Genomic DNA, 23,567 nt, shown 5'->3' on the forward strand with positions numbered 1-23,567 from the left:
CAGCGAACTTTCAACAATACCACAATTTTTGTTTATTTGTAGTTATCGCTTTTTACCTATTCCTGATTTAACACGATTTCTCATTTCTAAGGGCGATCGGCGTGCTTCCACAACTTTTTGAGGGAAGAAGAATTTAAATTAATCGAAAATATTTGAAGTAGCAATTTTTTTAATCTTAATCATAAAAAGTATTACTAAACATAGTAAGAGTAACATTAAAAAATCATTAGACTAAATCCACAACAACCGTCTCACCACTCACAACCTGATTTTCGGTCAGAGTTATTGTCTTTACAACATTGCCAGCTCTGATGTGGTAAGGCGTTATTGGTTTGACAGGATAATCCGAATCGTGAGAGTAAGGCAATATGACACTATATACACCATTTTCAACCTTTGCTGTCGCGTAATATTCAAAAGTCCTGTTCTGATTTGTCACAATAGTTGCATTTATGACAACCTTAGTGACATTGCCGTCAACCTTTCCTGTAACTATAGCACCCTTCACCCTCTCGAAGATTTTTACATAGCCAGATGGCTCAAGCTTCACGTGAGGAATGTCCAGCTTACTGGAGTAAAGTTTGTTGTAAGTGTACTTGAAAATGATTTCCTGAGTCCCCATTGTTGGGCTTAAACCGTAAAGTGCTCTCTGGTATGCCTCAGTTATCGCAAATCTCAATACCTCAGATTCATTCATATTTTTACCGTAAAGAGACCTATACCTCACCCAATCACTCGGAAGCCCGCTCTCATATATCATTCTATAATGTGACAAACCACTACCATCAAAAAGATGAAGTCTGGCTTCCATAGTTTTGAAATAGAATTCACTGGGTATTCTCACAGGGACTAGAACCGAATTAGGGGGCACATCCCATTGGGACTTTGCAAATCCCACAACCCCCCCGCCGGATATATACATGAAACCGCCATAGTATTTCTCCGCAAGGGGCGAATCGCCTTCGGCCCACACAGCCATAGCATAAAACTTTCCAGTCTCCATCTCGACATCACTCACAACGTATCTCACATTAAGCTGCTCAGCAATCCACTCAGCATAGCTTTCGTTAAATGCTGTAAAGAATGCAGATGCACCGGGGACGTTGTTGTACTTGTTACCAATTCCATGCTGGAACGGGTTTGCTATGGGCATACGATGGGCGATGGTTTCGATCCAGTGTCCGTAATCCCACCAGCTTATAACTCCGTAAGTCTCGAATGGATAGTTAAAGGGCTCTTTATTGCTTTCGGGGATTGGATACAGCTCATAGTAAAAATCGTCGTACTTATCGCCATTTGGTGTATTCTCGCGCATCCATGACAGGGCATCATACCACTGCTTTTGGGGACCGCCAGACGATACACTTTCTATGTTGGCAAGAGAGTAGGTGGGATAAATTGCAAATAGGGCAATCAAAACGGCAAAGACTACTCTTGCTTTACTGTATTTCTCCTTAAACCCACTGGCACTTTTGATTGCTTTGTAGAGATGCAGCTTCTCAAAAAGAATGCTCAGGACAAGAGCTGAGTAAACAGCAGTGACTATAGCGAAGTAATAGGCAAACCTGTTCTGCCCCCAGAGTGCTATGAACATCGCTACTGCCCATATTAGCAAATTGAACTCAAGAAAGCTTTTGTTCTTGATAAATCTGTAAGCTGCATAGATAATTCCGGGAAAGGCAAAGAAGAAGAGGGTACCGAAATGCAGAAAGGCGTTTGTCAGAGTGAAATCTCCATTGTATGTAAAAAAGAATGGGTGAACCTCTGCAACTGTTAGTGCGCCTCCTTTCGGCTGAACCACGTGCAGAATTCTCGAAATCTGCCCAAACAAATCTGGAGCCGCGAGGGGCAGGACAACAAAAAGGATTAAACCTGGAACGATTAGTATGGCTTCTCTCAAACCCTTAGTTGCCTTCGAGTACTTCACGTCAAGTTGCCAGAGGATTAAGATAACCAACGCGTAGAAAACAAGCATGATCAGCTGAAGAGGCGAGTATCTTGTTGTGCTGAAATGGGGTGCTGAGAAGGCAAAGGGTGCATAAATTAACGCTGAAAATAGAAATATCAGGGCGGCTAAGGGTAAGATGTTAACAGGTATGGTGATTCTGTTACGTAAGATTAAAGAGATGTAAAGGGATCCGATAAAGATTAGGCCGAATGCGAATGCTGGTGCCCATGTGTCTATGTAAAGTCCATAGATAATGCCAGTAGCTGCTGCAAGAAAGAGATTTTTTCTCTCAAACCATTTCTCACTCTCTTTCCATCTGTTGAATGAGTATGAAAAGGCTGCGAGAGTTGCAATCATCCAGAAGACTTCCCAGACATGGTGGTCGTTGAACCCAAGCATGCTCCTCTGTAGAAACTGTCCAGGGATAAATGCTGCAAAAAATGCTGCTACTACCGCAACATTCTTACCAAAAACTTCTCTTGCGAGGATGTATGTCGGAATTATTGTTAAAACCCCGCCAATAACGGGTAGAAATGCCAGAACTGCTCTCAGTTCCTCCCCACTCGTTGTTCCCGATATAATTCCCGCTATGGAACCAAGATATACCAGAAACGGTCCAAAGTGTGTGTAAGAGCCATAGGGGTAATGTGTGAAAGGATCAAACCAAATTCTAAAGGGAAAATTGTGAATCGTGTTCTCAATAAGCCTGTAATAGTACCACGGGTCATTTCCACCAAGCCTTACAGTCCACGTGAACACACTGTCCCAAGGATTGAAAACCCTGAGTTTGATTGAAATTACAAATGCTATTATCAGAATGGGGACATGCCAGTACTTTTCAAAAATACCCTTTGCGTTCTGCATGGCAGAAAAAGTAAAATGCTTAATTTAAACTTTCTCATACATGCTGATCTTCGTAGGTTTAGGATTGTGGGATGTAGAAGATATTTCACTAAAGGGTTTAAAGACCGTAAAGGATGCTGACGAAGTTTACGCTGAATTCTACACGTCAAAAATTTCGACAAGTGTTGAAGATATGGAAAGATTTTTTGGAAGAGAAATTAGAGTTCTCGAAAGGAGTGATCTTGAGGAAAGAAGTTCAATACTTGTTGATAGGGCAAGGGAGGGAGATGTGGTTATTCTTGTTCCCGGAGACCCAATGGTGGCAACAACCCATTCTGCGATTCGATTAGAGGCGGAAAAGAGGGGTGTGAAAACGAGAATTATCCACGGTGCAAGCATTACGAGTGCCGTTTGCGGATTGACTGGCTTGCATAACTACAGGTTTGGGAAATCCGCTACTGTAAGCTGGCACACCTCAAAGACTCCCGTGGATGTTATAAACGCGAACAGAGAGATTGATGCCCACACACTACTATTTCTTGATCTCCACCCTGAGCCAATGAAGATAAAAGATGCAGTTGAAAAACTCTCTGAGGTTGATGCGAAGGTAACGGAATTGTTTGGAGTTGGCATCGCAAGAGCTGGCAGTAACGAGGTGGTAGTCAAGTGTGACAGGCTGAGTGAGCTTCGTAAATATAATTTTGGAGAACCTTTGCATATTCTGGTTGTTCTGGCGAAAACTCTACACTTTATGGAGTGTGAGTGTCTTATGGAGTTCGCTTCCGCTCCTTCTGAGATCGGGGAGATGGTAAGATGATAGACTTGATTCCAGACAGGGAGAGAGCGGGTTTACTCCTGCTATTACTCGGGTTTTTTGTCACGCTTTATCTTTGGTGGAGATTATGAGCGAGAGAGTGCCGAGGAGTGTAAACGAGATAAAAGAGCATTTTGGGGGGCTGATAGATGACGTAACCGCTGAACTGCTTGAAGCATACATCAATGGAAGAGAGCCAATAGTGAAGTTGAGTGAGATTGCCAGTAAAAAGGGAAAGGTTCTCGTTGAGGGTAGAGTGGTGAGAGTCTTTCCCGTGAGACACTTCAGCCGTGAAGGTAGAAAGGGGAAAGTCGGGAGTATTTACCTTGAAGACGATTGTGTTATCAGGGTGAACTTCTGGAACGATGCTGCGACCGTGATAGAGACCGGGGATGTTTTCGAGGGGGCGAAGTTGAGGCTTAGGGGGTACAGCAGGAATGGAGAATTGCACGTGAACGACCCGTTAGATGTCGAAGTAAGCATTGAGTACTGCTCAATTTCCGAATTAAAGCCAGAGACCAGAGCAAATTTGAAGGGATGGGTAAGCGGAATCGGAGACCCAGAGGAGGCAAATGAAATATTCGTTTCAGATGGGAGTGGAAGAATTAGGGTTTTACTTGAGAATCGGGAAGCCTACTTTAAAGCGGATATTGGAGATTACGTCGAAATTCTGAACGGATACGTGAGGGAAGATGAGGGTGGAGAGATTGAAGTTTACGTGGACAGAAATTCAAGGGTTAGATTCGGGGAATAAAAGAGATGTGATGTGCATTTGCAGTCAGAGCAGCCAAAGTGCGGGATTTGCTGAAATCTACTGAATCTGGATGCAAGCTCGCATTCATCCAGATGTGTCAAAACCGCCCCAACGATAGTCATAACCGACGAAATGTAATCTATGTGCCACCTTTTCTTTTTTTGCTTGGCAAAGTGTCTTTTAACTCTGTGTATGCCACTTCTCGCACTTCCAACGTAGTAAAAGTAACCGGAAGGAAAGGTTAGCTTACCGAGCCTCCCGACTGCAATCTCTCTTTTCCTGTAGTTGAGGAGAATGAGTACGTAGGAGGACACAACAACTTTCGTTGCCTTTATAAAATATTTCTTCCAGTAATATAGCGTGAAATGGGAGAAATTGTTTTCCGTCCTGCTCGCTTCACTTCTGGTTTTGTGCATTCAGAACACATATGGAGAGATCAGTAAAGAAGATTACTGTGATAAGCTCTGGAGGTATGATATAGAGTGCGCAATTGATTATATGCTCTCACCAGACGAGCTTCAGGAGATATCCAGCATTGCTGAAAAATTAAAGGGGAGTAATTGCAAACAAACAGCCTGGAACGTTCTTGAGTGGGTGGACAAAAATATCAAATACGATTATGAGAAATCTTCCCTGCCTCCACCTGAGGTCAAAATTTCGCCAGCAGGGGTTGAAGTCTACAACCAGGAAAGGTATATTCAAACACCTTCCGAAACTGCTTTGAGAGGTAAAGGAATATGCACAGATTACACCTTCTTAATCGCCGCTCTACTGCTTTACAACGGATGTGATCCCTACGTTGTTAACATGACCTTCGAAGGAGGGGCAGAAGGGCATGTTTCGGCGGCGATAGAGATCAACGGCACATATTACTTTCTTGATCAGCATCTCCCACCTCTTGATCCGGGGAGTTACTACGGAAAATGGCTCAGAGATGGGAGAAAGATAGCAGAAGCTGTAGTGTATTCTCTAAAAGGAGAGGACAAAATGGATTTCAGTGTTGATTTCCAGATAACAGAGAAGGATTTGGCGAAACTCGAAGAGGGTATGAACAAAATAATTGGGGACGAATACGGGCTTAGGAGAGACTTAAGACTGAGAGAAAAGCTTCCCGTTGGATACAGTGAGGGTAAAATTTTAACACTCATCATGGAAAATATGGCTGACTACTATACACCTGAGTTCAGAAGAGAGATTGCTGGCTACATTGTAGATAAACTTGCAAATGAGGACAGTCTGGAGAGTTACAGGAGCTTTAAACTTGATGTTGATGTTTCCGGAAATAATCTTGCAGTCAAGCTGTATCTGGCAAGATGATAGAGTAAGAGTTATTTATTTAAGATGACGAATGGATTGTGTGAAGGTATATGTCATTGACTCCAGCGCCATCTTCCAGAGAAAAGCTGTCTACCAAAATATGGTAACCGTGCCGGAGGTGGCTGCAGAAATATTGGATGAAGCCTCAGCGCTTTACTTCAGTGTGAAAAACCTAAAAGTTGAAGAGGCCAGTGAAGGAAGCGTTAAAGAAGTTTTGGAGGCTGCGAATAAAACAGGAGATATACACAAGCTTTCTGAGACAGATATAAAAGTTCTGGCAAAAGCATTGGATGAAATAAAGAAGGGGAACGATGTTGTCTTGGTTACAGACGATTATGCAATTCAGAATGTTGCGATGAGTTTGGGAGTAAAGTTTGAAGGTATTCTCCACAGGCAAATCTCAAAAGAATTTAAATGGGTTAAGGTATGTAGAGGTTGTGGGAGGAGAATTGAGTCGGACGTGTGTCCTGTGTGTGGTAGTGAAGCTGTAATTAGGAGGGTTAAAAATGACAAAAATTGAGACTCTCGTTGAGAGGGCGAAGAGGTTGAAGGAGAAGGGGCTTACAACAGAGGAGATTGCCGATGAGCTAAACGTATCAAGAGAGACCGCAATGTGGTTGCTTACAAGGGTCACTGAAACTCCCCCGTCGGACATATACGTGGAGTGGAGGGAGCTTACAAAGCCTGCAAGACTGAGACATATAGCTTCAGCCGTTGCACATATGATAAAATCTGAAGTTAAAGATGGTGTTGACGTGATTGTTGGAATTGCTACAAGTGGAATCCCCCTCGCCTCAATGGTAGCCGAGGAGCTTGGTTGCGATCTTGCGATTTACTACCCCAGAAAGTTTAAGGTTGAGGACGAGAAGCCGAGAGGTGGAATACTCAGTGAGAATTTTGCAAGAGTGGCAGGCAAGAAGTGTGTGATAATTGACGATATAATTTCCACAGGCAGGTCTATAAAGGAGGCGGCTGAGGTCATTGAAGCCAACGAGGGAAAGCCAATATGTGCCGCGGTTATAGTGAACAAGAGGGGTAGTAGGGAAATAGACTCTCTTCCAGTGTTAAGTATGCTCAAGATCGTGAGGATATAATGGATGTTACAGTCGTTATACCAACTCTCAACGAGGAGGAAGCGATTGGAGAGGTAGTTGAGGGATTTGTCAGGCAAGGATACCGGGTTCTGGTAATTGATGGTAATAGTCAGGACAGAACGAGAGAGATTGCAAGGGAAAAGGGTGCTGAAGTTGTTATTCAAAGCGGGAAAGGAAAAGGACAGGCTGTTGCAGAGGCTTTTGAGATCGTCAACAGCGATGTTGTTGTCTTAATTGATGGAGATGGCAGTTATTTACCAGATGAGGTCGAAAAGCTATTGAAGCCTATAAAAAAGGGGATAGCTGATCACGTTGTGGGGAACAGATTTGCTAATTACGAGAAGGGGGCTTTTACGAGATTAAATCTTTTCGGAAACAAGATTCTTAACTTTTTCTTCAGACTTGCATACGGATATGAGCTTAGAGACATCCTCTCAGGATACAGAGCGATGACAAGAGATGTTTACAAAAACGTTGATCTGAAAAAGCCCGGATTTGAGGTTGAAACAGAGTTGACGGTGGAAACAATAGCCAAAGGCTTCAGAATAATGGAGGTACCGATTACATATCTGAAGAGAGGTGGAAAGACTAAGCTGAATCCGCTGAAAGATGGGTTCAGGATTGGGAAAACCATATACGAGCTTTTGAGCCGATACAGTCCGGCCAGGTATCTCTACTTTTTTGGATTTGGCTTTATTGTTGCAGGACTGATTTCCGGATGTTATGTGGTTATCGAGTGGTTTGCGAGAGTTACCCACTTTCTGCTGGCAATATTGACCGCCTTATTCATAATAACGGGTGTCCAGCTTTTGATGTTCGGACTGATAGCCGACTTTATATTCAGAAGTAACGTCGAGTTTCGGAAAGAGATCAGAAGGCTCAGAGAGGCGATAGAGGGTGAAGGTAAGAGAGATTGAAGAGCTTTTTAACCGCAGTCTGCATGAGATAGGGAAAATTGCTGATTCGATGAACGACAGGGTGATGTTCGTTGTAAACAGACATATCAACTATACTGATGTCTGCGTTTCCCGATGCCCGCTCTGTGCCTTCAACAACAGAGAAAGATATCTCCTTACTCCTCAGGAGGTTGTAGGGAAAGCCAAGGAAGCATACAGAAACGGAGTAACAGAGGTGCATATTGTAGGAGGGCACAATCCGGATGTTGGTGTGGAGTACTTTGAGGAAATTTTCAGTAAAATAAGGCAGGAGATACCAGATGTTGTTATCAAGGCCTTAACTGCAACTGAGGTGTATTATTACGCCAAGAAGGAGAAGATGAGCATCAGAGAATTTTTGTCAAGGTTGAAGGATGCTGGATTGGGAGCGATGCCCGGAGGTGGGGCGGAAATACTGGTGGATGAGGTAAGGAGGAAAATATGTCCAAATAAATGCAGCAGTGAGGAATGGCTAAGGGTTATGAAGATTGCACATGAGCTTGGGATTAGAAGCAACGCGACCATGCTTTTCGGCCATGTTGAAAGCATAAGGCACAGAGCCATCCACCTGTATAAGCTAAGGAAGCTTCAGGAGGAGACAGGAGGATTTGTTTCATTCATCCCGCTTGTTTATCATCCAGAGAACACACCATTAAGTGAAATTGTTGGAGAGATAACCGATGTCGTGGATATTCTGAAAACCATCGCCGTTTCGAGAATTGTTTTGGACAACTTCAAAAGTGTGAGAGCTTACTGGGTGATGCTGGGAGAGAAGCTTGCCGAAGTTGCTCTGAGGTATGGGGCAAACGATATAGATGGTACAGTTATGGAGGAAAAAATAACCCATGCTGCCGGGGCGAAAACGCCTGAGGGCTTAACAGTAGAAAGGCTGATTGAGATTGGGAAAAGTGCTGGTAAAAGGGTTGGGCAGAGGGACACCTTCTGCAACATTCTGAGGTGGTACACCTGAGAATCGGGAAGTTTGGCTACCTGAACAACTTTCTCCCCTATTACTTCCTAAACGAGTCGGTGGAGATCATGGAAGCAAGTCCGAGAAAGATGTCTTCAATGCTGCTTGCTGGAGAGATTGACTACGCTCCAGTGCCAGCCTTCTTCTACCTCTCTAACAGGGATAGGCTGAGGCATTACGAGTTCTGTGTTGCTTCAGAGGGTAAGGTAATCAGCGTGGTAGTGGTTTCAAAGAACAAGAAGCTCGATGATGGACCAATTGCCGTTACCCAGGATACAGTTACGTCTCTCAACCTTCTCAGGATAATACTGGAGGAGAAAGGGTTAAAGAATAAGCTCATTCCTATGGAGACAGCAAAGGCTTTCGAGATGCTTGAAAAGTGTGATCACGCACTGGTTATTGGAGATGAGGCGATTAAGGCAAGGATGATTTACAGAGTTGTGATGGACTTGGGGGAAGAGTGGTATGACCTAACCTCGCTGCCAATGGTGTTTGGAATCTCTGCATCTCTGAAGGATGTTGATGCTGCAGCAATAGACAGGAAAATTCTCGATGCCACAGAGGAAGGGTTCAAAAGGTTTGAAGAAGTTGTTAAAGCAGCTGAGGAGAGTTTCAGGATGCCAAGAGAGTTTCTTGAGGAATACTTCAGAACCCTGAGGTTTAGGCTTGGCAGCAGAGAAAGGAGGGGATTAGATGAGTTCGAAAAGCTCTGCAGAGATTACGGATTACTCTGATCTGGGCAGAAAAGAGGCGTTAAAGCTATTCACCCTGCCAATCCACGATGTGGGCAAGATTGCAGATGAAATAAGAAAGAAAAAGTGTGGAGACTTAGTGACATTTGTCATTGACACCAACATAAACTACACCAACGTTTGCGTTTCGAAATGCAAGTTTTGTGCATTCTACGCCAGAAATGGTGGCTATGTGCTGTCCCACGAGGAGATTCTGAGGAGGGTGGGTGAGGCGGCTAAGGTTGGGGCTACACAGATCATGCTGCAGGGTGGAATGAATCCTGAACTGGGTCTGGAATGGTTTGAAGAGCTTTTCAGGAAGATTAAGGAAAGATACCCGGAAGTTCACATCCACAGCCTTTCTCCACCAGAGATAGTTTTTCTCGCCAGAGTTGAGAGAGTTAGCGAGAGGGAGGTTCTGGAGAGGTTGAGGGAGGCAGGGCTCGATTCCTTGCCCGGTGGTGGGGCAGAAATACTGGTTGACGAGGTCAGAAGAAAATTGAGCCCAAACAAGTGCAGCAGCGATGAATGGTTGAAAGTAATGGAGGTTGCCCATAGCCTTGGAATGCCCACCACAGCCACAATGATGTTTGGACACGTGGAGAGCGATGAAGATATAGTGGAGCATCTGCTCAAGATAAGGGAACTGCAAGATAAGACCAAGGGCTTTACAGCCTTCATCCCGTGGACTTTCCAGCCGGGCAATACCGAGCTTTATGGTGAAATAAAGAAGCCTGTTTCTCCACTCAGATATCTTCAGGTTCTCGCCATTTCCAGAATAGTTCTGAACAACTTCAGGAACATTCAGGCTTCTTGGCTCACTCAGGGGTTTGAAATAGCTACTCTCAGCCTTTTCTTTGGCGCAAACGACTTTGGCGGGACGATGCTTGAGGAGAACGTTGTCAGAGCAACAGGTAAGGATTTCAGACCAGCGAAGGTTGACGAGATAGTCAGGGCCGTTAAGGCTGTGGGAAGGCCTGTGGCATTGAGAGATACATACTACAGGATTCTGGAGTGGTTCTGATGGTTGGAGATATTAGAAGACTGATTGAAAAGTACGGATTAACGGTAGAGATTGAGGAGATAGAGCCAGCAGCACTCAGACTGGATTTGAGGGCAAGATGGAAGTGCATGTTCGGTTGCGAGAACTTCGGAAAACCATCCTGTCCACCTAATGTCCCGGAATATGAGGAATGTGTGAGGTTTGTAAAAGCCTACAAAAGGGCTATTCTTTTCAGATTCAAGATTAAAGAGATAGAGGACGTAAAGAGGGCTCAGGAGTTCATGGTTGAAGCAGAGATGAGCCTGAAAAAGCCCTACACCCTTGCAACCTTTCCGGGAGGGTGTGTGATATGCGAAGAGTGCAAAGGAAAATGTGAAAAAGCCCGACCATCGGTATCGGCACTTTGCATTGACGCATCTCAGTTCAGGTTGAGAGATGAGGAAATGGTTGCAGTGCTTTTTGTCGAATAGTAAAAATTTTTGATTTTCGGCACAACTCAAATCGTGGAAGCAAAGCTATATAGAAGACTGAAGGGCAAATGCGTCTGCCAGCTATGCTGGAGATTCTGTAAAATTGACGAGGAAGAGGCTGGATTCTGCAATGTTAGGGTTGTAAAGGGAGGCAGACTCTACACACTTAGCTACGGAAGGCTGAGTTACCTTGAAAGTCGCCCAATCGAGATCAAACCCTTATTCCACTTCCTCCCCGGCAGCACCAGCATAACCTTCTCAAGCTACTCATGCAACCTCGACTGCCCTTGGTGTCAGAACTGGCATATTTCCAAATCTCCTCCTATGGATGGGAAAATCACCCCGGCTGAAAGGGTTGTGGATAAAGCAGTGAGGCACGGCGATGAGAGCACGTGTGCGAGTTTGAACGAGCCAACCCTGCTTTTTGAATACCTTCTTGACGTTTTCTCACTGGCTAAGGAGAAAGGATTGATGAACACGATGGTATCGAATGGATATATGAGCATAATGGCTCTGAGAGAACTCAGAAAAGCAGGACTGGATGCCATAAACATTGACGTCAAGGGTGACGATAGAAGTTACGAGTTGATTGGCGGAAAAGCGGAATACGTTTGGAGGGTGATAAAGGAGGCTGTAAGGCTGGGTGTGCACGTTGAGGTGATTTGCCTTCTTGTCACTGATGTCAGCGATGGTGAAGATGTGATAAAAGAGAATGTGGAGAGACTTGCCGCTATCAATTCGGAAATTCCGATTCACTTTACTCGCTACTTCCCTGCCTACATGTTCAACGCTCCTCCCACAAAGATAGAAAGGCTCGAAAGGGCTGTAAATATAGCAAAAAAGGAGTTGAGCTACGCGTATATTGGCAATGTCCCCGGACATCGTTACGAGAATACATACTGCCCTGACTGCGAGGAGTTATTGATAAAACGCTATCACGTTAGAGTTTTTGAAAACAAACTTGTTAACAGCTGCTGCCCCAACTGTGGGAAGGAGATTTACGGGGTTTGGCGTATGTAAGGACGAAAATAACTGCCACAAATATTGCCTCAATCGAAGCTACACTCTAAGAATTTTGCTGAGAGTTAGTATAAAGGAGATAGTATATTAAACACACTCTATCAAACCACAATATTTTTAAACTATAGTATACCAATTAATATATGGTAGCAAGTTACTTAGATTTGCACATCATTGATTTTTGCCAATTAAATTGTAAACACTGCTATCTTAAGAGAAACAACGAAAATCTAACCACTATGGATATAGAGATGCTAAAAAATATTTGTAACGACTTCTTAAACACAGACTTTCCTTTTTCGAAAAAAAGTATTATACTAAGCGGTGGAGAGCCACTTCTTCATCCAAAATTCGCTGAGATATGCGAACTTGTCAGAATGCTGGTTGGCAGCGTCAGATTGAGCACAAATGGGATTTTAATCCCAAAATACATACACCTTTTCAGAAGGTGGGATGGTATTCAAGTAAGTGTAGACGGAGATAGAAGAACTCACGATTTCATTCGAGGTCAAGGCAGTTATGACCACGCTGTTAACGCTCTGTTTTTGCTTGATGAGAAGAGAATAAACCATAGTGTTGGATTTACAATAAATTGTTTGAACTCAAATTGTGTGGATCACATCATTAATCTGTGCGTCAACACGGGATCAATGACTCTAAATCTAAACTTGTACCATCCTGTCCAAAGCAATGAATTCATCAAACCAATCACATTTAAAAAATGGATCGAGATTAAGGAATACGCAACAAAAAGAGCTGAGAAACTGTGAGTTGTAAATTATAATTAAATAAAGAGGTGTTTGTGTTGAGAAAAATACTAATAACTGTTCTATTTGTGCTTGGCTTGGCTCTCTTGATTATTCATACTTCGCCACCCCCCTTTGAGGAGTGTAAAGCATTTCGAAACGCTGAAGTTTTTCACCTCACTTCCACTCCTCTGAACGAGTTCTTCATTTCTTGGAGTCCAGATAGCAACAAAATAATTTACAATTCTGAAAACCAAATTTGGGTTTTTGACTTGGAAAGCAGAACAACTGAGCGAATCACGGAAAACGGTGTCTATCTTGACGGTAAATTCAGTCCGGACGGAAGAAAGATAGCGTTTGTTTCGATCCACAACGATAGCTCAAGCATCTGCGTTATGGAATACAGAACGAGGGTTACAGAATGTTTTGAGATGGATGGCAAAAATCTGAATCCGAAGTGGAGTCCAGATGGGAGCAAAATCACATTCGTGAGAGTTGATGAATCCGGGAGGCACCTGTGGGTGATGAATGCAGACGGAAGCAACCAGAGACCTTTAACTCATGATCTCGGAAAAGTTGAATGCTGGAATTATGACTGGAGTCCTGATGGTAGCAAAATAGCTTTTTCAGTTAAAATCTCTGGAAAAAGGGAGGTGTGGGTTATGAATAAAGATGGAAACGGAAAAAGAAAGCTTGGTAATGGAATGCTGCCAGAGTGGGTGACTGAGAGGGAGTTATACTTTCTCAACAATTCCACACTGTACGGCGTAGATGTGGAAAGCAGACTACAAAGAGTTGTGGCTGAGGGAGTAGGCCATTACACGCTGTACGGTGGATTGCTCGTTCACGATTTTGACTTCAACATCACCATTTTATGTCTGAACGCAATGGAAGATATGAGACTGACAAAAAGCGGGCACGATATATTTCCTGTTTTCAGTCCAGATGGGAGAAAAATTGCCTTCATGACTGACAGATTTGGAAACTTTGATGTCTGGATTGTATTCGCAGGGAGCAGTTATAGCTTTTGAGTTTGTAAAATTGTTTTTGGTGGCACGCTTATGAGTTTTACCGCACAACCTTCCCGGGATTCAAAATTCCCTGGGGATCAAATAGGAGTTTGATTTCCTTCATAATCCTATATTGGTCTGGAAACAGCTCAGCCAGCTCCTTAGTTTTCACCACCCCTATGCCATGCTCACCACTTATCACCCCTCCATAGCTGACTGCCAGCCTGAGCAACTCTTCACGAAAATTGAAATAGCTGTTCATCCAATCATCATAAATCAGAGGGTGCTGGTGGACATTTCCATCTCCAGCATGACCGTAGGTAATCAGATCTACGCCATATCTGGCAGCGATTTCGTTGCTCTTCCTGTAATACTCCGCAATTTTGGCAGGAGGGACACAAACATCGAGAATCTCTATAATATCCTTTCTCAACCCCTCATAAATCAACCCTCTGATTTTCAGCAGCCTGTCCTGATCCTTTTTTGTGGTGGCAGCGTAAACGTTGATGGCTCCAAATTTCTCGGAAATTGCTGCAGCCCCTTCCGCCTCATCAAAGCTCTCGAATATCATCAAAAGGTGCGCTTCCCCATCTCTGCTAACCCACTTCTCTCCACTGACTCTCTCTCCAACCTCCACAGCCTTTTTTTCCATAAATTCAAGGGCTAAAGGAAGCATTTTTGCGGAGATTTCAACAACACAGTCCATCGCATCCTCCATTGTTGAAAAGGGTACTGCAAGAACAGTCATATCTCTTAGCTGAGGAAAGAGTCTGATTTTTGCTCTGGTGATGATGCCAAGTGTGCCTTCACTACCGACAAAAAGGTGAAGAAGGGAATAACCGGATGAATTCTTTATCGTCTTCCCTCCTATCTCTAAAATTCTGCCATTGGTAAGAACGACCTCTAATGCAAGCACATAGTTCCTCATCGTGCCGTACTTCAGGGCTCTGACACCACCGGCATTCGTGGCGATCATTCCTCCCACCGTCGCGGTTTCTGCTCCGGGGTGAGGAGGAAAACTCAAACCGTGCTTGAAAACAGCATCATCAAGCTGCTTCAATGTCACTCCAGCACCACAATCCGCTATCCTATTCTCTCTGTCCACCTTAATCTCCGTCATTCTCTCGGTTGACAGAACTATTCCCTCAACCGTAGGAATGGCACCACCACTCAGTCCAGTTCCACCACCTCTTGTAAAAATGGGTATTCTCCTTTTGGAGGCAAATTTGAGTATTTCAGAAACCTCGTTCGCATTTTTCGGTTTGACGACCACGAATTTATTGGCAGGTTTAGGTGCGATTAAGGGAGGTGTTTCGTCGTAAGCGTAAGCTCCAGAAGGTGGGAAGACTTCAATTATCCCAGTAAGCTCTTCAACCCAATCCATAAAAAGGGTAAAATTTTAGAATTTAAGAATTCTCGCCGAAACGACAATCGGATCCCAGATGGGTGTGAAGGGTGGTGCATAGCCGAGGTCAGCAAAGAAAACATCTCTTGTCGTGAATCCTGCCTGAATCATTGTGGCAAAGACGTTCACTCTCATTGCAACATCCGCCCCCAGAACCTGCGCTCCCAAGATTCTGTTTGTTTCCTTCTCAGCCACAACCTTCAGCAAAGTATCTCTTGCCCCCGGATAGTAGTGAACCCTCGTCTTTGCCTTAACAGTTGCAGTCTTAACATCATATCCCTCAGCCTTTGCAGCTTTTTCAGTCAGCCCTGTAGCCCCAATCTCAAAATCAAAGAACTTTGTAAGCTGTGTGCCAAGCACACCCGGAAACTCGATGTTTCCTCCCGCGGCATTTACACCAGCCACATAACCCATTTTGTTCCCCGGAGGAGCTAATGGTATCCAAACCCTTTTCTTCGTCAGCATGTGGATTGTCTCTGCACAATCTCCGGCAGCAAAGACGTTCTCAACGCTTGTCTGCATCCTGCTGTCAGTCCAGATTGCTCCCGTTTCCCCAATCTTGCACCCAACTTCTTCGGCAATGGCTGTATTCGCTTTAACTCCTGTTGCAACAATTACAACATCTGCTGGATACTCCCCTTTGTCCGTAACGACCTTCTTCACAGTATCTTTGCCCTCAAAGGCTTCTACCTTCTCTCCAAGCTTCAGATTTACTTTCTCAGCAATTTTTTCCTTAACGATATCTGCCACATCCCTGTCTAAATTGGGCAAAGGCTGGTCAAGGAACTCAATCACGGTAACCTTCTTTCCTCTCGCTGCCGCAGCTTCTGCCATCTCAACCCCAATATAACCAGCTCCAACAATTACAACGTTCTCTGCCATTTCCACAGCTTTTTTGAGTTCAGCTGCTTGAGAGGGGTGTCTTACAGTAAAGACGTTTTGCAAACCCAGTCCTTCAAAGGGAGGGGTTTTTGGTAAAGCTCCGGTAGCGATTACGAGTTTGTCCCATTCGTAGCTTTTCTCTTGCCCGTTCTCCTCAACCCTCACAAAACCATCTCCCGCCTCCACAACTCTGGCGTTGATGTGCAGATCAATTCCCCTCTTCTCTCTGAAAAACTCAGGTGGATAGTACATCAGGTGTGAAGGGTCTGACAACCCCTCCACAACATAGGGAATCCCACACGGAGCGTGGCTCACGAAACTTGTTTCCTCAAAAACCTTCACATCCCAATCCGGCTTCAGAGCCTTAACCCTTGAAGCTGCGCTCATTCCAGCTGCCCCACCGCCGATAACAACAACCTTCATGTTTTATCCTTATTCAGAACCAATTTATTCTTTTCGCGGTTTTGTAAAATAAAAAATAAAAGATGATTTTATTTGGGATGCGCTATAAAGAAGTCCATAACCTTTGCTCCCACCTCAAAATCCGCTTTGAAACACGTAACCTCGTGCATGTAGTTTGTGAGTCTCTTTCCATTGGGCAGGCAGTGTCCTCCATCAAAACCAAGGGTAACCAAAACCAGTCCCCCACCTACCCCAGAATGAACCAGATACTCATACCAGTATCCGTTACCAGTATAGCGTTTATGCACATACTTTCCAGAGCCGTATTTCCACCAGTATGGATCGTAATGCAACGTTTCTTCCTCGTAGTCCCCCATACTGGACAGATAAAGGTCTCTGTTCTTCTTTATGACCCCCAGCAAATAGTAGTTCACATCGTATGCCCCAACGATTTCGAATACTGGATTCTTGGGTGGTTTACATGGTAACGGCCCGAAAATAGATGCTATTAAGGCGTAGCTGGCAAAGAAATCACTGTCCTCGCAAATAAACCTGTAAACCATGTCTCGTGTTCCTTGTGAGAAGCCAAGTGCATGAATACGTGACCTGTCAACGTTCCATGCATTAACAGCCTCCTTAACAAACTTCAAAACCTTATCCTTGTCAAATCCTGGCTTGTATAGCTTCCCACCTGCCCAGTAAGTCCCGAGATTTGGCTGTATTACGATGTAAGGTGTTTTTGCTCCTCTTTCTTCAGCATACCACCCAAACTCGCGCATGTGCGTTCCATCATTCTGATTCTCTGCATTCATCAATGCACCGTGCTGATCTACGATGAGACCACATCCACCTTTTTCGCAGCCGGGTGGGACTGAGACTGTGTAGATTATTCCATCACACTCATACTGTCTCGGCTCGCTCGGACTGGGTGTGGAGTCTATGTTCGTTATGGGGCAAGTTTCAGTGGGAGGATCAACGATGTAGGCGAAATGGAACTCCTCCCCAAAAACCGTCGGCATTGTTACTATAAATAAAACCGTAGCCAACACCACAAATCTCAGATTCATGCCTTCTTTAATAACTATATCAATAAATATTTTTCGTTAAATTTATGGCTATAATCATTATAATTTGAAAAAGGATGAGAAATCAGGCAGGTTTATGTTAACCTGTTCACTGAGAAGAGAAGTTTATAATCAGCCTCATCTAAACAGCGAGTATGATAATAACAGACGACCACATGCACCTTTACAATCACCTCAGGTTAAAGGCTCTGGAGCAGTTCAAGGAGACTGGAGGCACACACGTTTTTCTTGTATCCCTGCTCTGCCATCATTACGATGTGAGACCGAATTCAGGCAAGGACTTTGCTGAAGTATTTGACAGACACCTAAGCTTGGTTGAGAAGGCAAATAGGATCGTTAAGGCCTATGCAGTTTTGAGCGTGCATCCAGCGGAGATTACGGTAATTGGAGGTAGGGTAGGGTTTGAAAGGGCTGCAGAGATTATGAAGGAAGCTCTGGATTTGGCAGGAAAGTACGTTGAGGAGGGAAAGGCTGTTGCGATAAAATCGGGTAGACCGCACTATCCGGTAAACAGGCAGGTATGGAAGCTAAGCAACGAAGTGCTCATGCACGCGTTTGAGGTCGCGAAGGATGTCGGGTGTGTGGTGCAGCTTCACACGGAGAGGTATTCCAAGGAGGGAATGGTCGAAATTGCGGAGATGGCTGACAGTGTCGGGCTGAAAAGAGAAAGAGTTGTGAAACATTTCTCACCGCCAAGAGTAAGAGAGTTTGAGGAGATTGGTATCTTTCCATCGGTTCTTGCCGGAAACGACAACGTATTAAAGGCTGCAGAACAGGGAGACAGGTTTATGGTTGAGACGGACTACATAGATGACAAAAAGAGGCCAGGCGCGGTTCTTGGACCCAAGACCGTCCCGAAGAAGATAAAGGAGCTTCTTGAGAATGGTTACGACGAGGATTTTGTTTACAAAATCTGTGCCGAAAACGTGGCGAAGGTTTATGGTGTGGAGCTATGATGGAAGATTTTGCGGTTGTAAGCGCGAAAAAGTCGCTTGAAAGGAGGGGGTTCGGGATTAGAAAGGGAGATAAGATATATCTCCACCCTCTGGAGGCTGTATATCTGCAAATTAAAGGAATAGCAAGTTTTGGAGAGCTTAAAGAAGTCCTTGAATGGGCAAAAACCAGATTGGAAGACTTTTCCACCTACTATTTTGTCTACGAAGACCTGAGAGACAGGGGAAATAGAGTGAAGATTCAGGGCGAGTATCTGCTTACAAAGAAAGCATACCTCCCCATTTCGGAAAGAAGGATCGTCAGGATACCAGAACTGGCAAAAGTGGCTATGAAATTCAACGATTTCAGACTTGCAGTTGTGGACGAGGAATCTGAGATAACCTACTATCGCGTTTATCAGCCCGAAATTGTAGGTGGGCAGAGAGAGGAGTTGCCGAAAATTAAGGCTATCCTGATGAAAGACAGAGTTTTGACACAGAACACTGAGATTTTCTCCAGATATTTTTATGGCAGCGAGAAGGGTGAGATGGTTGCTCTTTCGCTTATCGAAAGTGTTTATCTGGCCGAGAAAGGAGCGTTAAAACTTATCAATGCAGACAAAAATGAACTTTTAAGGAGGGCAAGAGAGGTTGAGGTTAACTTTGACAGGAAATATGAGGTCTACAGGGATCTGAAAAGTAGAAATCTGGTCGTGAAAACCGGGTTCAAGTTCGGAAGCGATTTCAGAGCTTACAAGAAAGTTGAAGACGTTAATGATCTACCCCACTCCGAGTACCTCGTGGATATTGCAGATGATAGAGATTTAAGGCTGAGTGAGGTTGCAAGGGCGGTAAGACTGGCGCAGAATGTGAGAAAGAAGATGGTTTTTGCATATGATGAAGGGTATCTGTGCATTGAGAGGGTGAGAGTTTGAGGGTGGTTGTAGGCTCTACCAACCCGACCAAGATTGAGGGCGTGAGACTCGCCTTTGAGCAGTATTTCGATGAGGTGAAGGTCGAAGGTGTTGAAGTACTAACTGATACCCCTCCACAACCTTTTGATGGTGAAACGATTAAAGGTGCAATTGAAAGAGCCGTAAAGAGCTACTCCTCCGACTTTGACTTCTCGGTGGGTATTGAAGCCGGTCTTTTCAAATTCAAGAGCACATTATCTGGTTATATTGATTTTCAGGTTGCTGCCGTATACAACGGGCAGATTTATACAATAGGATTTGGACCGGGATTTGAATATCCAAAATGCGTCGTTGATGAGGTAATTAGCGGTAAGGAAGTCGGTGAGGTAATGTCGAAGCTTTCAGGGATAGAGGACTTGGGCAGGAAGGTTGGAGCGGTGCATTACCTGAGCAAGGGAAAGGTGTCGAGAACCGAGTTATCAAGGTTGGCGGTTACAATGGCTCTAATCCCGTGGCTGAACAGGGAACTGTATCTATGAGAGTTATCCGGGAATTCGACCCGTGGAAATCGGAACTTTGCACCTGCCCCAAAAAATACTCCTTCAACCCATACACTGGCTGTGCCCATAGATGCCTCTACTGCTATGCGACCTACATTCCACGATTCTACCACCTTAGAGAGAAGAGAAATCTGTTTAGAAATCTTGAAAGGGATCTAAAGGTTCTCCCAGAAAAAGCTCTAATTTCGATGTCTAACAGCTCAGACCCCTACCCGCCGGTTGAGAGGGAGAAGGAGGTAACCAGAAACTGCCTTAAAATACTGAAGGATTATGATGTGCGGCTCCTTATCGTAACCAAAAGCGATATCGTCGTCAGAGATGTAGATATTCTGTCTGAGATGAGATGTGCGGTTAGTATCACAATCACCGGTCTTGACTTTCTTGAACCCAACGCGCCTCCAACTGAAAGGAGAGTTAAAGCGATGAAAGAGCTTAAAGAATGTGGTATCCCAACCATTTTGCGTTTTGATCCAATAATTCCTCATTTGAACAGGCTAAGCATAATTGAGGATTGTATGCCCGACCATGTTGTAACATCCACCCTCAAACTGAAGCCCGATTCTCTTGCAAGGGTTTCAAGCGTGGTGCCAGAGATAAAGTGCATCTATAAGCACGGAGAGAAGATTGGAGGGTATATCTATCTTCCAAAAGAAAAAAGATTCAAGATGCTCAAAAGGATTGAAGAGTGCTGCAAAAATTTAGGCATATCGTGTGCCTTTTGCAGAGAAGGATTTGAGTTTGATGCAGATTCATGCGATGGTAGTCATCTGATAACATAAATAACACGTTAAATAGGCTGGAAAATTTTTAAATATTTTTCCCGGAAAAGAGGATTCGGGAGGTGCAAAATTTGAGCCTTGCCAGACTGTTTCTTCATGAAAGGACAGTAGAGATAATACTCAGAATTCTCGAAGCTGAGGATGCGAATGAGAAGATTTATCCTCTCCAGATATCGAATGATATAGGCTCTCCATACAGCTACATTTCCAAGGTTCTAAGCGAGTTCGAGAAAAATTCTATTGTCGAGAGCAAAATTGAGGGAAGAATGAGAGTCGTTTCTTTAACCCCCTACGGCAAGAAAGTAGCGATGATGCTCCGTGATCTGAAGAAGGAGCTCGAAAAGGACTTCAACGCAAGAAGGAGGCTGGACATACTGAAGGACGTTGCTTATAACGGAAAGAGGGACTGGAGAGTGTTCCTTCCTGTAATTGCCGAACTTGAGATTCTGAAAAATTCGACTTACGACGAGGAGGTTATAGAGGAGGCAGAGAACATACTCCACGAGGTCGAAAAAATGATTGAGGAGGTAATATGAAGGTCTTAGACGACGTGGAGAGCTATCGAGAAAAAATGGTCAAAACTTTGTGCGATCTCATTGAGATAAGGGCAGTTCCTCCAGAATTCGGGGGTGATGGAGAGTTTAAGAAGGCAGAATATCTGATGAAGCACCTTGACGGATTTGACTATGTCGAAAGATTTGACGTAGAGGATGAAAGGGTTAGCGACGGGCTAAGGCCTAACATTGTCGCCCGAATTAATGGAGCACTTGAAAGGACAATATGGATCATTGCTCATCTTGATGTGGTTCCGGAAGGTGACGAGAGACTATGGAATACTCCTCCATTCAAGGGAATTGTGAAGGACAACAGGGTTTATGGCAGAGGTAGTGAAGATAACGGACAGAGTGTTGTCTCATCACTTTTTGCAGCAAAATCAATAATAGACAGCGGTTTAACACCGAAATACAGCTTAGGTGTCGTTTATGTTGCCGATGAGGAAGCTGGAAGCAACTACGGAATTAAACACCTTATCAAACAGAATATTTTCAGTAAAGAGGATATGTTCGTAATTCCCGATGTCGGAACTCCTAAAGGAGACATGATAGAAATTGCAGAGAAAAGCATACTCTGGTTAAAATTCAAAGTCTACGGTCAGCAAAGCCATGCGAGTCTTCCAACGGGCGTTAATGCAGCACGTAGAGCGATGGAGTTCATACTTGACCTTGACAAAAAACTACACCTGAAGTTTAATGCTGAAAACAGGTTATTCGTTCCACCCCACTCAACCTTTGAACCAACGAAGAGAGAGAAGAACGTGGACAACATAAACACGATCCCAGGACTCGATATCAGCTACATGGACTGCAGGATTATCCCAGATTACGATCTGGATGAAGTTCTTGAGTATGTCGAGGACATCAGGCTTTTCCATGAAATGAAGGGGAACGGGGAGATAAAGGTGGAGGTTGTGCAAAAGGTGTCTTCTCCTCCGACTCCAGAAACCGCCACAATCGTAACGAAGCTGAAGAAGACTATTGAGATGCTAAGGGGGCTATCCGTATCCCTCTATGGAATAGGCGGAAACACTTGTGCATCCTTCTTCAGAAAAAACGGCTTTACCGAAACGGCTGCATGGTGCACCGCGGATGGTGTTGCCCATCAGGCCAATGAATACTGTGTAATAGACAATATGGTGGAGGATGCGAAAGTTTTCGCTGCTTTAGCCTTCGATCCTGAATACTAACACCAAAAGTTTTAAGTTAAAAATGAAAAATTTTTGTCATGGATGTTATTGGAGAGAATATAAAGGAAATTGACGGTTCAGGGATTGAAAAAATTTGGACAAAATACTATGATGAAGGTGTGCCAACAACAATTGATTACCCCGTAGTCCCTTCCTACACGATAGTTGAGAACGCTGCAAAGAAGCATTCGAATAATACGAGCATAATTTTTTTCGGAAGTCAGATTACTTACGGACAGATTAACGATGCTTCAGACAAAGTCGCAGCTTTCCTCTTTGAGTCGGGGATTGAAAAGGGAGACAGAATAGTTGTATCGCTTCCCAATATGCCCCACTACGGAATGATTGGAGCAGGGATTTCCAAGGCTGGGGGAATCATAGTGCAGTGCAACCCGATATACACCGAGAGGGAGATCAGATATATCGTGGAGGATAGCGGAGCAAAGATGATATTTTGCCTTGACATGATTTACTCCAACGTAAGACCCATTCTGGAAGACGGATTGGTCGAGAAAGTGATTCTGTGCAGTTTACAGGATTATATTGCCGGAGCAACGTCTCCCGATGCACCTGAGAAGAAAGAAGGCCTAATGATGTGGAAGGACGTAATAAAATACGAGAAAACAGACAAGAGAGCAGAGATCAACCCCAAAGAGGATGTGGCTATGTTCCAGTATACCGGGGGGACAACAGGATTTCCAAAGGGTGTCATGTTAACTCACTTCAATCTGGTGGCGAATGCGTATCAGTCGGCGATGTGGGACCCAAAGGCTTCTCCGAACGACGTTGGACTGGGGGTTCTACCGGTATTTCATGTCTACGGTATGACGATGGCCAATGCTGCTGCGGTGATCGGCTCGAAAGGTGTCTCAATTCCTGATCCGAGAAACTGGGAATTTCTGATGCAGTGCATCCAGACATACAAGGTCACAACTTTTCCGGGAGTCCCGACGATGTTCACTGCGATACTGAACCATCCAAAGTTCCATGAATACGACTTCAGTTCGTTAAGATGGTGCTCAAGTGGTGCTGCACCTCTGCCCATTGAGATAAAGAAGAGGTGGGAAGAGGCGACCGGTGTAAAGCTGAATGAAGGCTACGGATTGAGCGAAGCTTCTCCAGTTACGCACATAAACCCTATATACGGTTATTCAAAGGCAGGCAGCATCGGAGTGCCGGTAGCAGATACCATCGCCGTAATCGTTGACG

At 44.3% G+C, this 23,567-nt stretch carries 25 protein-coding genes; 20 read left to right on the top strand and 5 right to left on the bottom strand.

The features are described from left to right. Positions 1-226: 226 nt before the first annotated feature. Positions 227-2,812: an oligosaccharyl transferase, archaeosortase A system-associated gene (locus BP688_RS12700; protein WP_290624056.1), complete on the bottom strand. Its 2,586-nt coding sequence runs from the start codon at positions 2,810-2,812 to the stop codon at positions 227-229. A gap of 40 nt (positions 2,813-2,852) precedes the next feature. On the opposite strand from BP688_RS12700, the gene dph5 reads away from it, so the two are divergent. Both dph5 and BP688_RS12710 read left to right on the top strand, forming a co-directional pair. Beyond that, positions 2,853-3,608 (top strand): diphthine synthase, encoded by a 756-nt coding sequence (gene dph5 / locus BP688_RS12705; protein WP_290597606.1) that lies wholly within the window; start codon positions 2,853-2,855, stop codon positions 3,606-3,608. 85 nt (positions 3,609-3,693) lie between these two features. Further along, positions 3,694-4,359: an OB-fold nucleic acid binding domain-containing protein gene (locus tag BP688_RS12710; protein ID WP_290597605.1), complete on the top strand. Its 666-nt coding sequence runs from the start codon at positions 3,694-3,696 to the stop codon at positions 4,357-4,359. On the opposite strand, the gene BP688_RS12715 is transcribed toward BP688_RS12710, so the two are convergent. Beyond that, complete coding sequence (locus BP688_RS12715) at positions 4,320-4,673, bottom strand: GIY-YIG nuclease family protein (RefSeq protein WP_290597604.1); 354 nt, start codon at positions 4,671-4,673, stop codon at positions 4,320-4,322. The two genes, BP688_RS12710 and BP688_RS12715, sit on opposite strands and share 40 nt — an antisense overlap. Positions 4,674-4,719: 46 nt before the next feature. Here BP688_RS12715 and BP688_RS12720 point away from each other — a divergent pair, with 46 nt between their 5' ends. The 11 genes from BP688_RS12720 (at position 4,720) to BP688_RS12770 (ending at position 13,676) form a co-directional block, all read left to right on the top strand. Continuing rightward, entirely contained in the window at positions 4,720-5,676 is a 957-nt protein-coding gene (locus BP688_RS12720; protein WP_290597603.1) for a transglutaminase-like domain-containing protein, read from the top strand. Between the two features lie 31 nt (positions 5,677-5,707). Then, a complete protein-coding gene (locus tag BP688_RS12725; protein WP_290597602.1) occupies positions 5,708-6,196 on the top strand; it encodes an NOB1 family endonuclease in 489 nt (162 codons plus the stop codon). Then, complete coding sequence (locus tag BP688_RS12730) at positions 6,183-6,770, top strand: orotate phosphoribosyltransferase-like protein (protein WP_290597601.1); 588 nt, start codon at positions 6,183-6,185, stop codon at positions 6,768-6,770. Before BP688_RS12725 ends, BP688_RS12730 begins: the two co-directional genes overlap by 14 nt. Then, entirely contained in the window at positions 6,770-7,687 is a 918-nt protein-coding gene (gene aglJ, locus BP688_RS12735; protein ID WP_290597600.1) for an S-layer glycoprotein N-glycosyltransferase AglJ, read from the top strand. The genes BP688_RS12730 and aglJ overlap by 1 nt, the downstream gene beginning before the upstream one ends. Further along, on the top strand, positions 7,668-8,675 hold the full coding sequence (locus BP688_RS12740; RefSeq protein ID WP_290597599.1) for a CofH family radical SAM protein: 1,008 nt from the start codon (positions 7,668-7,670) through the stop codon (positions 8,673-8,675). Before aglJ ends, BP688_RS12740 begins: the two co-directional genes overlap by 20 nt. Continuing rightward, positions 8,663-9,409 (top strand): menaquinone biosynthesis protein, encoded by a 747-nt coding sequence (locus BP688_RS12745; protein WP_290597598.1) that lies wholly within the window; start codon positions 8,663-8,665, stop codon positions 9,407-9,409. The genes BP688_RS12740 and BP688_RS12745 overlap by 13 nt, the downstream gene beginning before the upstream one ends. Continuing rightward, the gene (gene mqnC / locus BP688_RS12750) at positions 9,369-10,430 is read left to right on the top strand and encodes a cyclic dehypoxanthinyl futalosine synthase (RefSeq protein ID WP_290624058.1); all 1,062 of its coding nucleotides are present in this window, start codon (positions 9,369-9,371) and stop codon (positions 10,428-10,430) included. Before BP688_RS12745 ends, mqnC begins: the two co-directional genes overlap by 41 nt. Beyond that, positions 10,430-10,879: a DUF2284 domain-containing protein gene (locus BP688_RS12755; RefSeq protein WP_290624060.1), complete on the top strand. Its 450-nt coding sequence runs from the start codon at positions 10,430-10,432 to the stop codon at positions 10,877-10,879. The genes mqnC and BP688_RS12755 overlap by 1 nt, the downstream gene beginning before the upstream one ends. Positions 10,880-10,912: 33 nt before the next feature. Continuing rightward, positions 10,913-11,899 (top strand): radical SAM protein, encoded by a 987-nt coding sequence (locus tag BP688_RS12760; protein WP_290597595.1) that lies wholly within the window; start codon positions 10,913-10,915, stop codon positions 11,897-11,899. A 143-nt stretch (positions 11,900-12,042) separates the two neighbouring features. Further along, a complete protein-coding gene (locus BP688_RS12765; protein WP_290597594.1) occupies positions 12,043-12,669 on the top strand; it encodes a radical SAM protein in 627 nt (208 codons plus the stop codon). A 35-nt stretch (positions 12,670-12,704) separates the two neighbouring features. After that, positions 12,705-13,676, top strand: a complete 972-nt coding sequence (locus tag BP688_RS12770; protein ID WP_290597593.1) for a DPP IV N-terminal domain-containing protein — start codon at positions 12,705-12,707, stop codon at positions 13,674-13,676. A 37-nt stretch (positions 13,677-13,713) separates the two neighbouring features. Here the strand turns inward: BP688_RS12770 and BP688_RS12775 are convergent, their stop codons facing one another. From BP688_RS12775 to BP688_RS12785, 3 genes are all read right to left on the bottom strand, one after another. After that, on the bottom strand, positions 13,714-15,039 hold the full coding sequence (locus tag BP688_RS12775; protein ID WP_290624062.1) for an FAD-binding oxidoreductase: 1,326 nt from the start codon (positions 15,037-15,039) through the stop codon (positions 13,714-13,716). Positions 15,040-15,054: 15 nt separating this feature from the next. Further along, a complete protein-coding gene (locus BP688_RS12780; protein WP_290596839.1) occupies positions 15,055-16,365 on the bottom strand; it encodes an FAD-dependent oxidoreductase in 1,311 nt (436 codons plus the stop codon). 68 nt (positions 16,366-16,433) lie between these two features. Next, positions 16,434-17,411 (bottom strand): alpha/beta hydrolase family protein, encoded by a 978-nt coding sequence (locus tag BP688_RS12785; protein ID WP_290624064.1) that lies wholly within the window; start codon positions 17,409-17,411, stop codon positions 16,434-16,436. 152 nt (positions 17,412-17,563) lie between these two features. Between BP688_RS12785 and BP688_RS12790 the strand changes: the two genes are divergently transcribed. From BP688_RS12790 to BP688_RS12820, 7 genes are all read left to right on the top strand, one after another. Next, entirely contained in the window at positions 17,564-18,385 is an 822-nt protein-coding gene (locus tag BP688_RS12790) for a TatD family hydrolase (protein WP_290596838.1), read from the top strand. Continuing rightward, positions 18,382-19,296: a tRNA-intron lyase gene (gene endA, locus BP688_RS12795; RefSeq protein WP_290624692.1), complete on the top strand. Its 915-nt coding sequence runs from the start codon at positions 18,382-18,384 to the stop codon at positions 19,294-19,296. Before BP688_RS12790 ends, endA begins: the two co-directional genes overlap by 4 nt. Beyond that, complete coding sequence (gene yjjX, locus BP688_RS12800) at positions 19,293-19,814, top strand: inosine/xanthosine triphosphatase (RefSeq protein WP_349677324.1); 522 nt, start codon at positions 19,293-19,295, stop codon at positions 19,812-19,814. The genes endA and yjjX overlap by 4 nt, the downstream gene beginning before the upstream one ends. Further along, complete coding sequence (locus BP688_RS12805; RefSeq protein ID WP_290624065.1) at positions 19,811-20,614, top strand: SPL family radical SAM protein; 804 nt, start codon at positions 19,811-19,813, stop codon at positions 20,612-20,614. Before yjjX ends, BP688_RS12805 begins: the two co-directional genes overlap by 4 nt. A 71-nt stretch (positions 20,615-20,685) precedes the next feature. Beyond that, complete coding sequence (locus BP688_RS12810; RefSeq protein WP_290596835.1) at positions 20,686-21,150, top strand: helix-turn-helix domain-containing protein; 465 nt, start codon at positions 20,686-20,688, stop codon at positions 21,148-21,150. Next, a complete protein-coding gene (locus BP688_RS12815; protein WP_290624067.1) occupies positions 21,147-22,358 on the top strand; it encodes a M20 family metallo-hydrolase in 1,212 nt (403 codons plus the stop codon). The genes BP688_RS12810 and BP688_RS12815 overlap by 4 nt, the downstream gene beginning before the upstream one ends. Positions 22,359-22,396: 38 nt before the next feature. Beyond that, positions 22,397-23,567, top strand: a 1,171-nt coding sequence (locus BP688_RS12820) for an AMP-binding protein (RefSeq protein ID WP_290624694.1), incomplete at its 3' end; no start/stop codon positions are given.

The sequence above is a fragment of the Archaeoglobus sp. UBA230 genome (assembly GCA_002507545.1).
GTDB lineage: Archaea > Halobacteriota > Archaeoglobi > Archaeoglobales > Archaeoglobaceae > Archaeoglobus.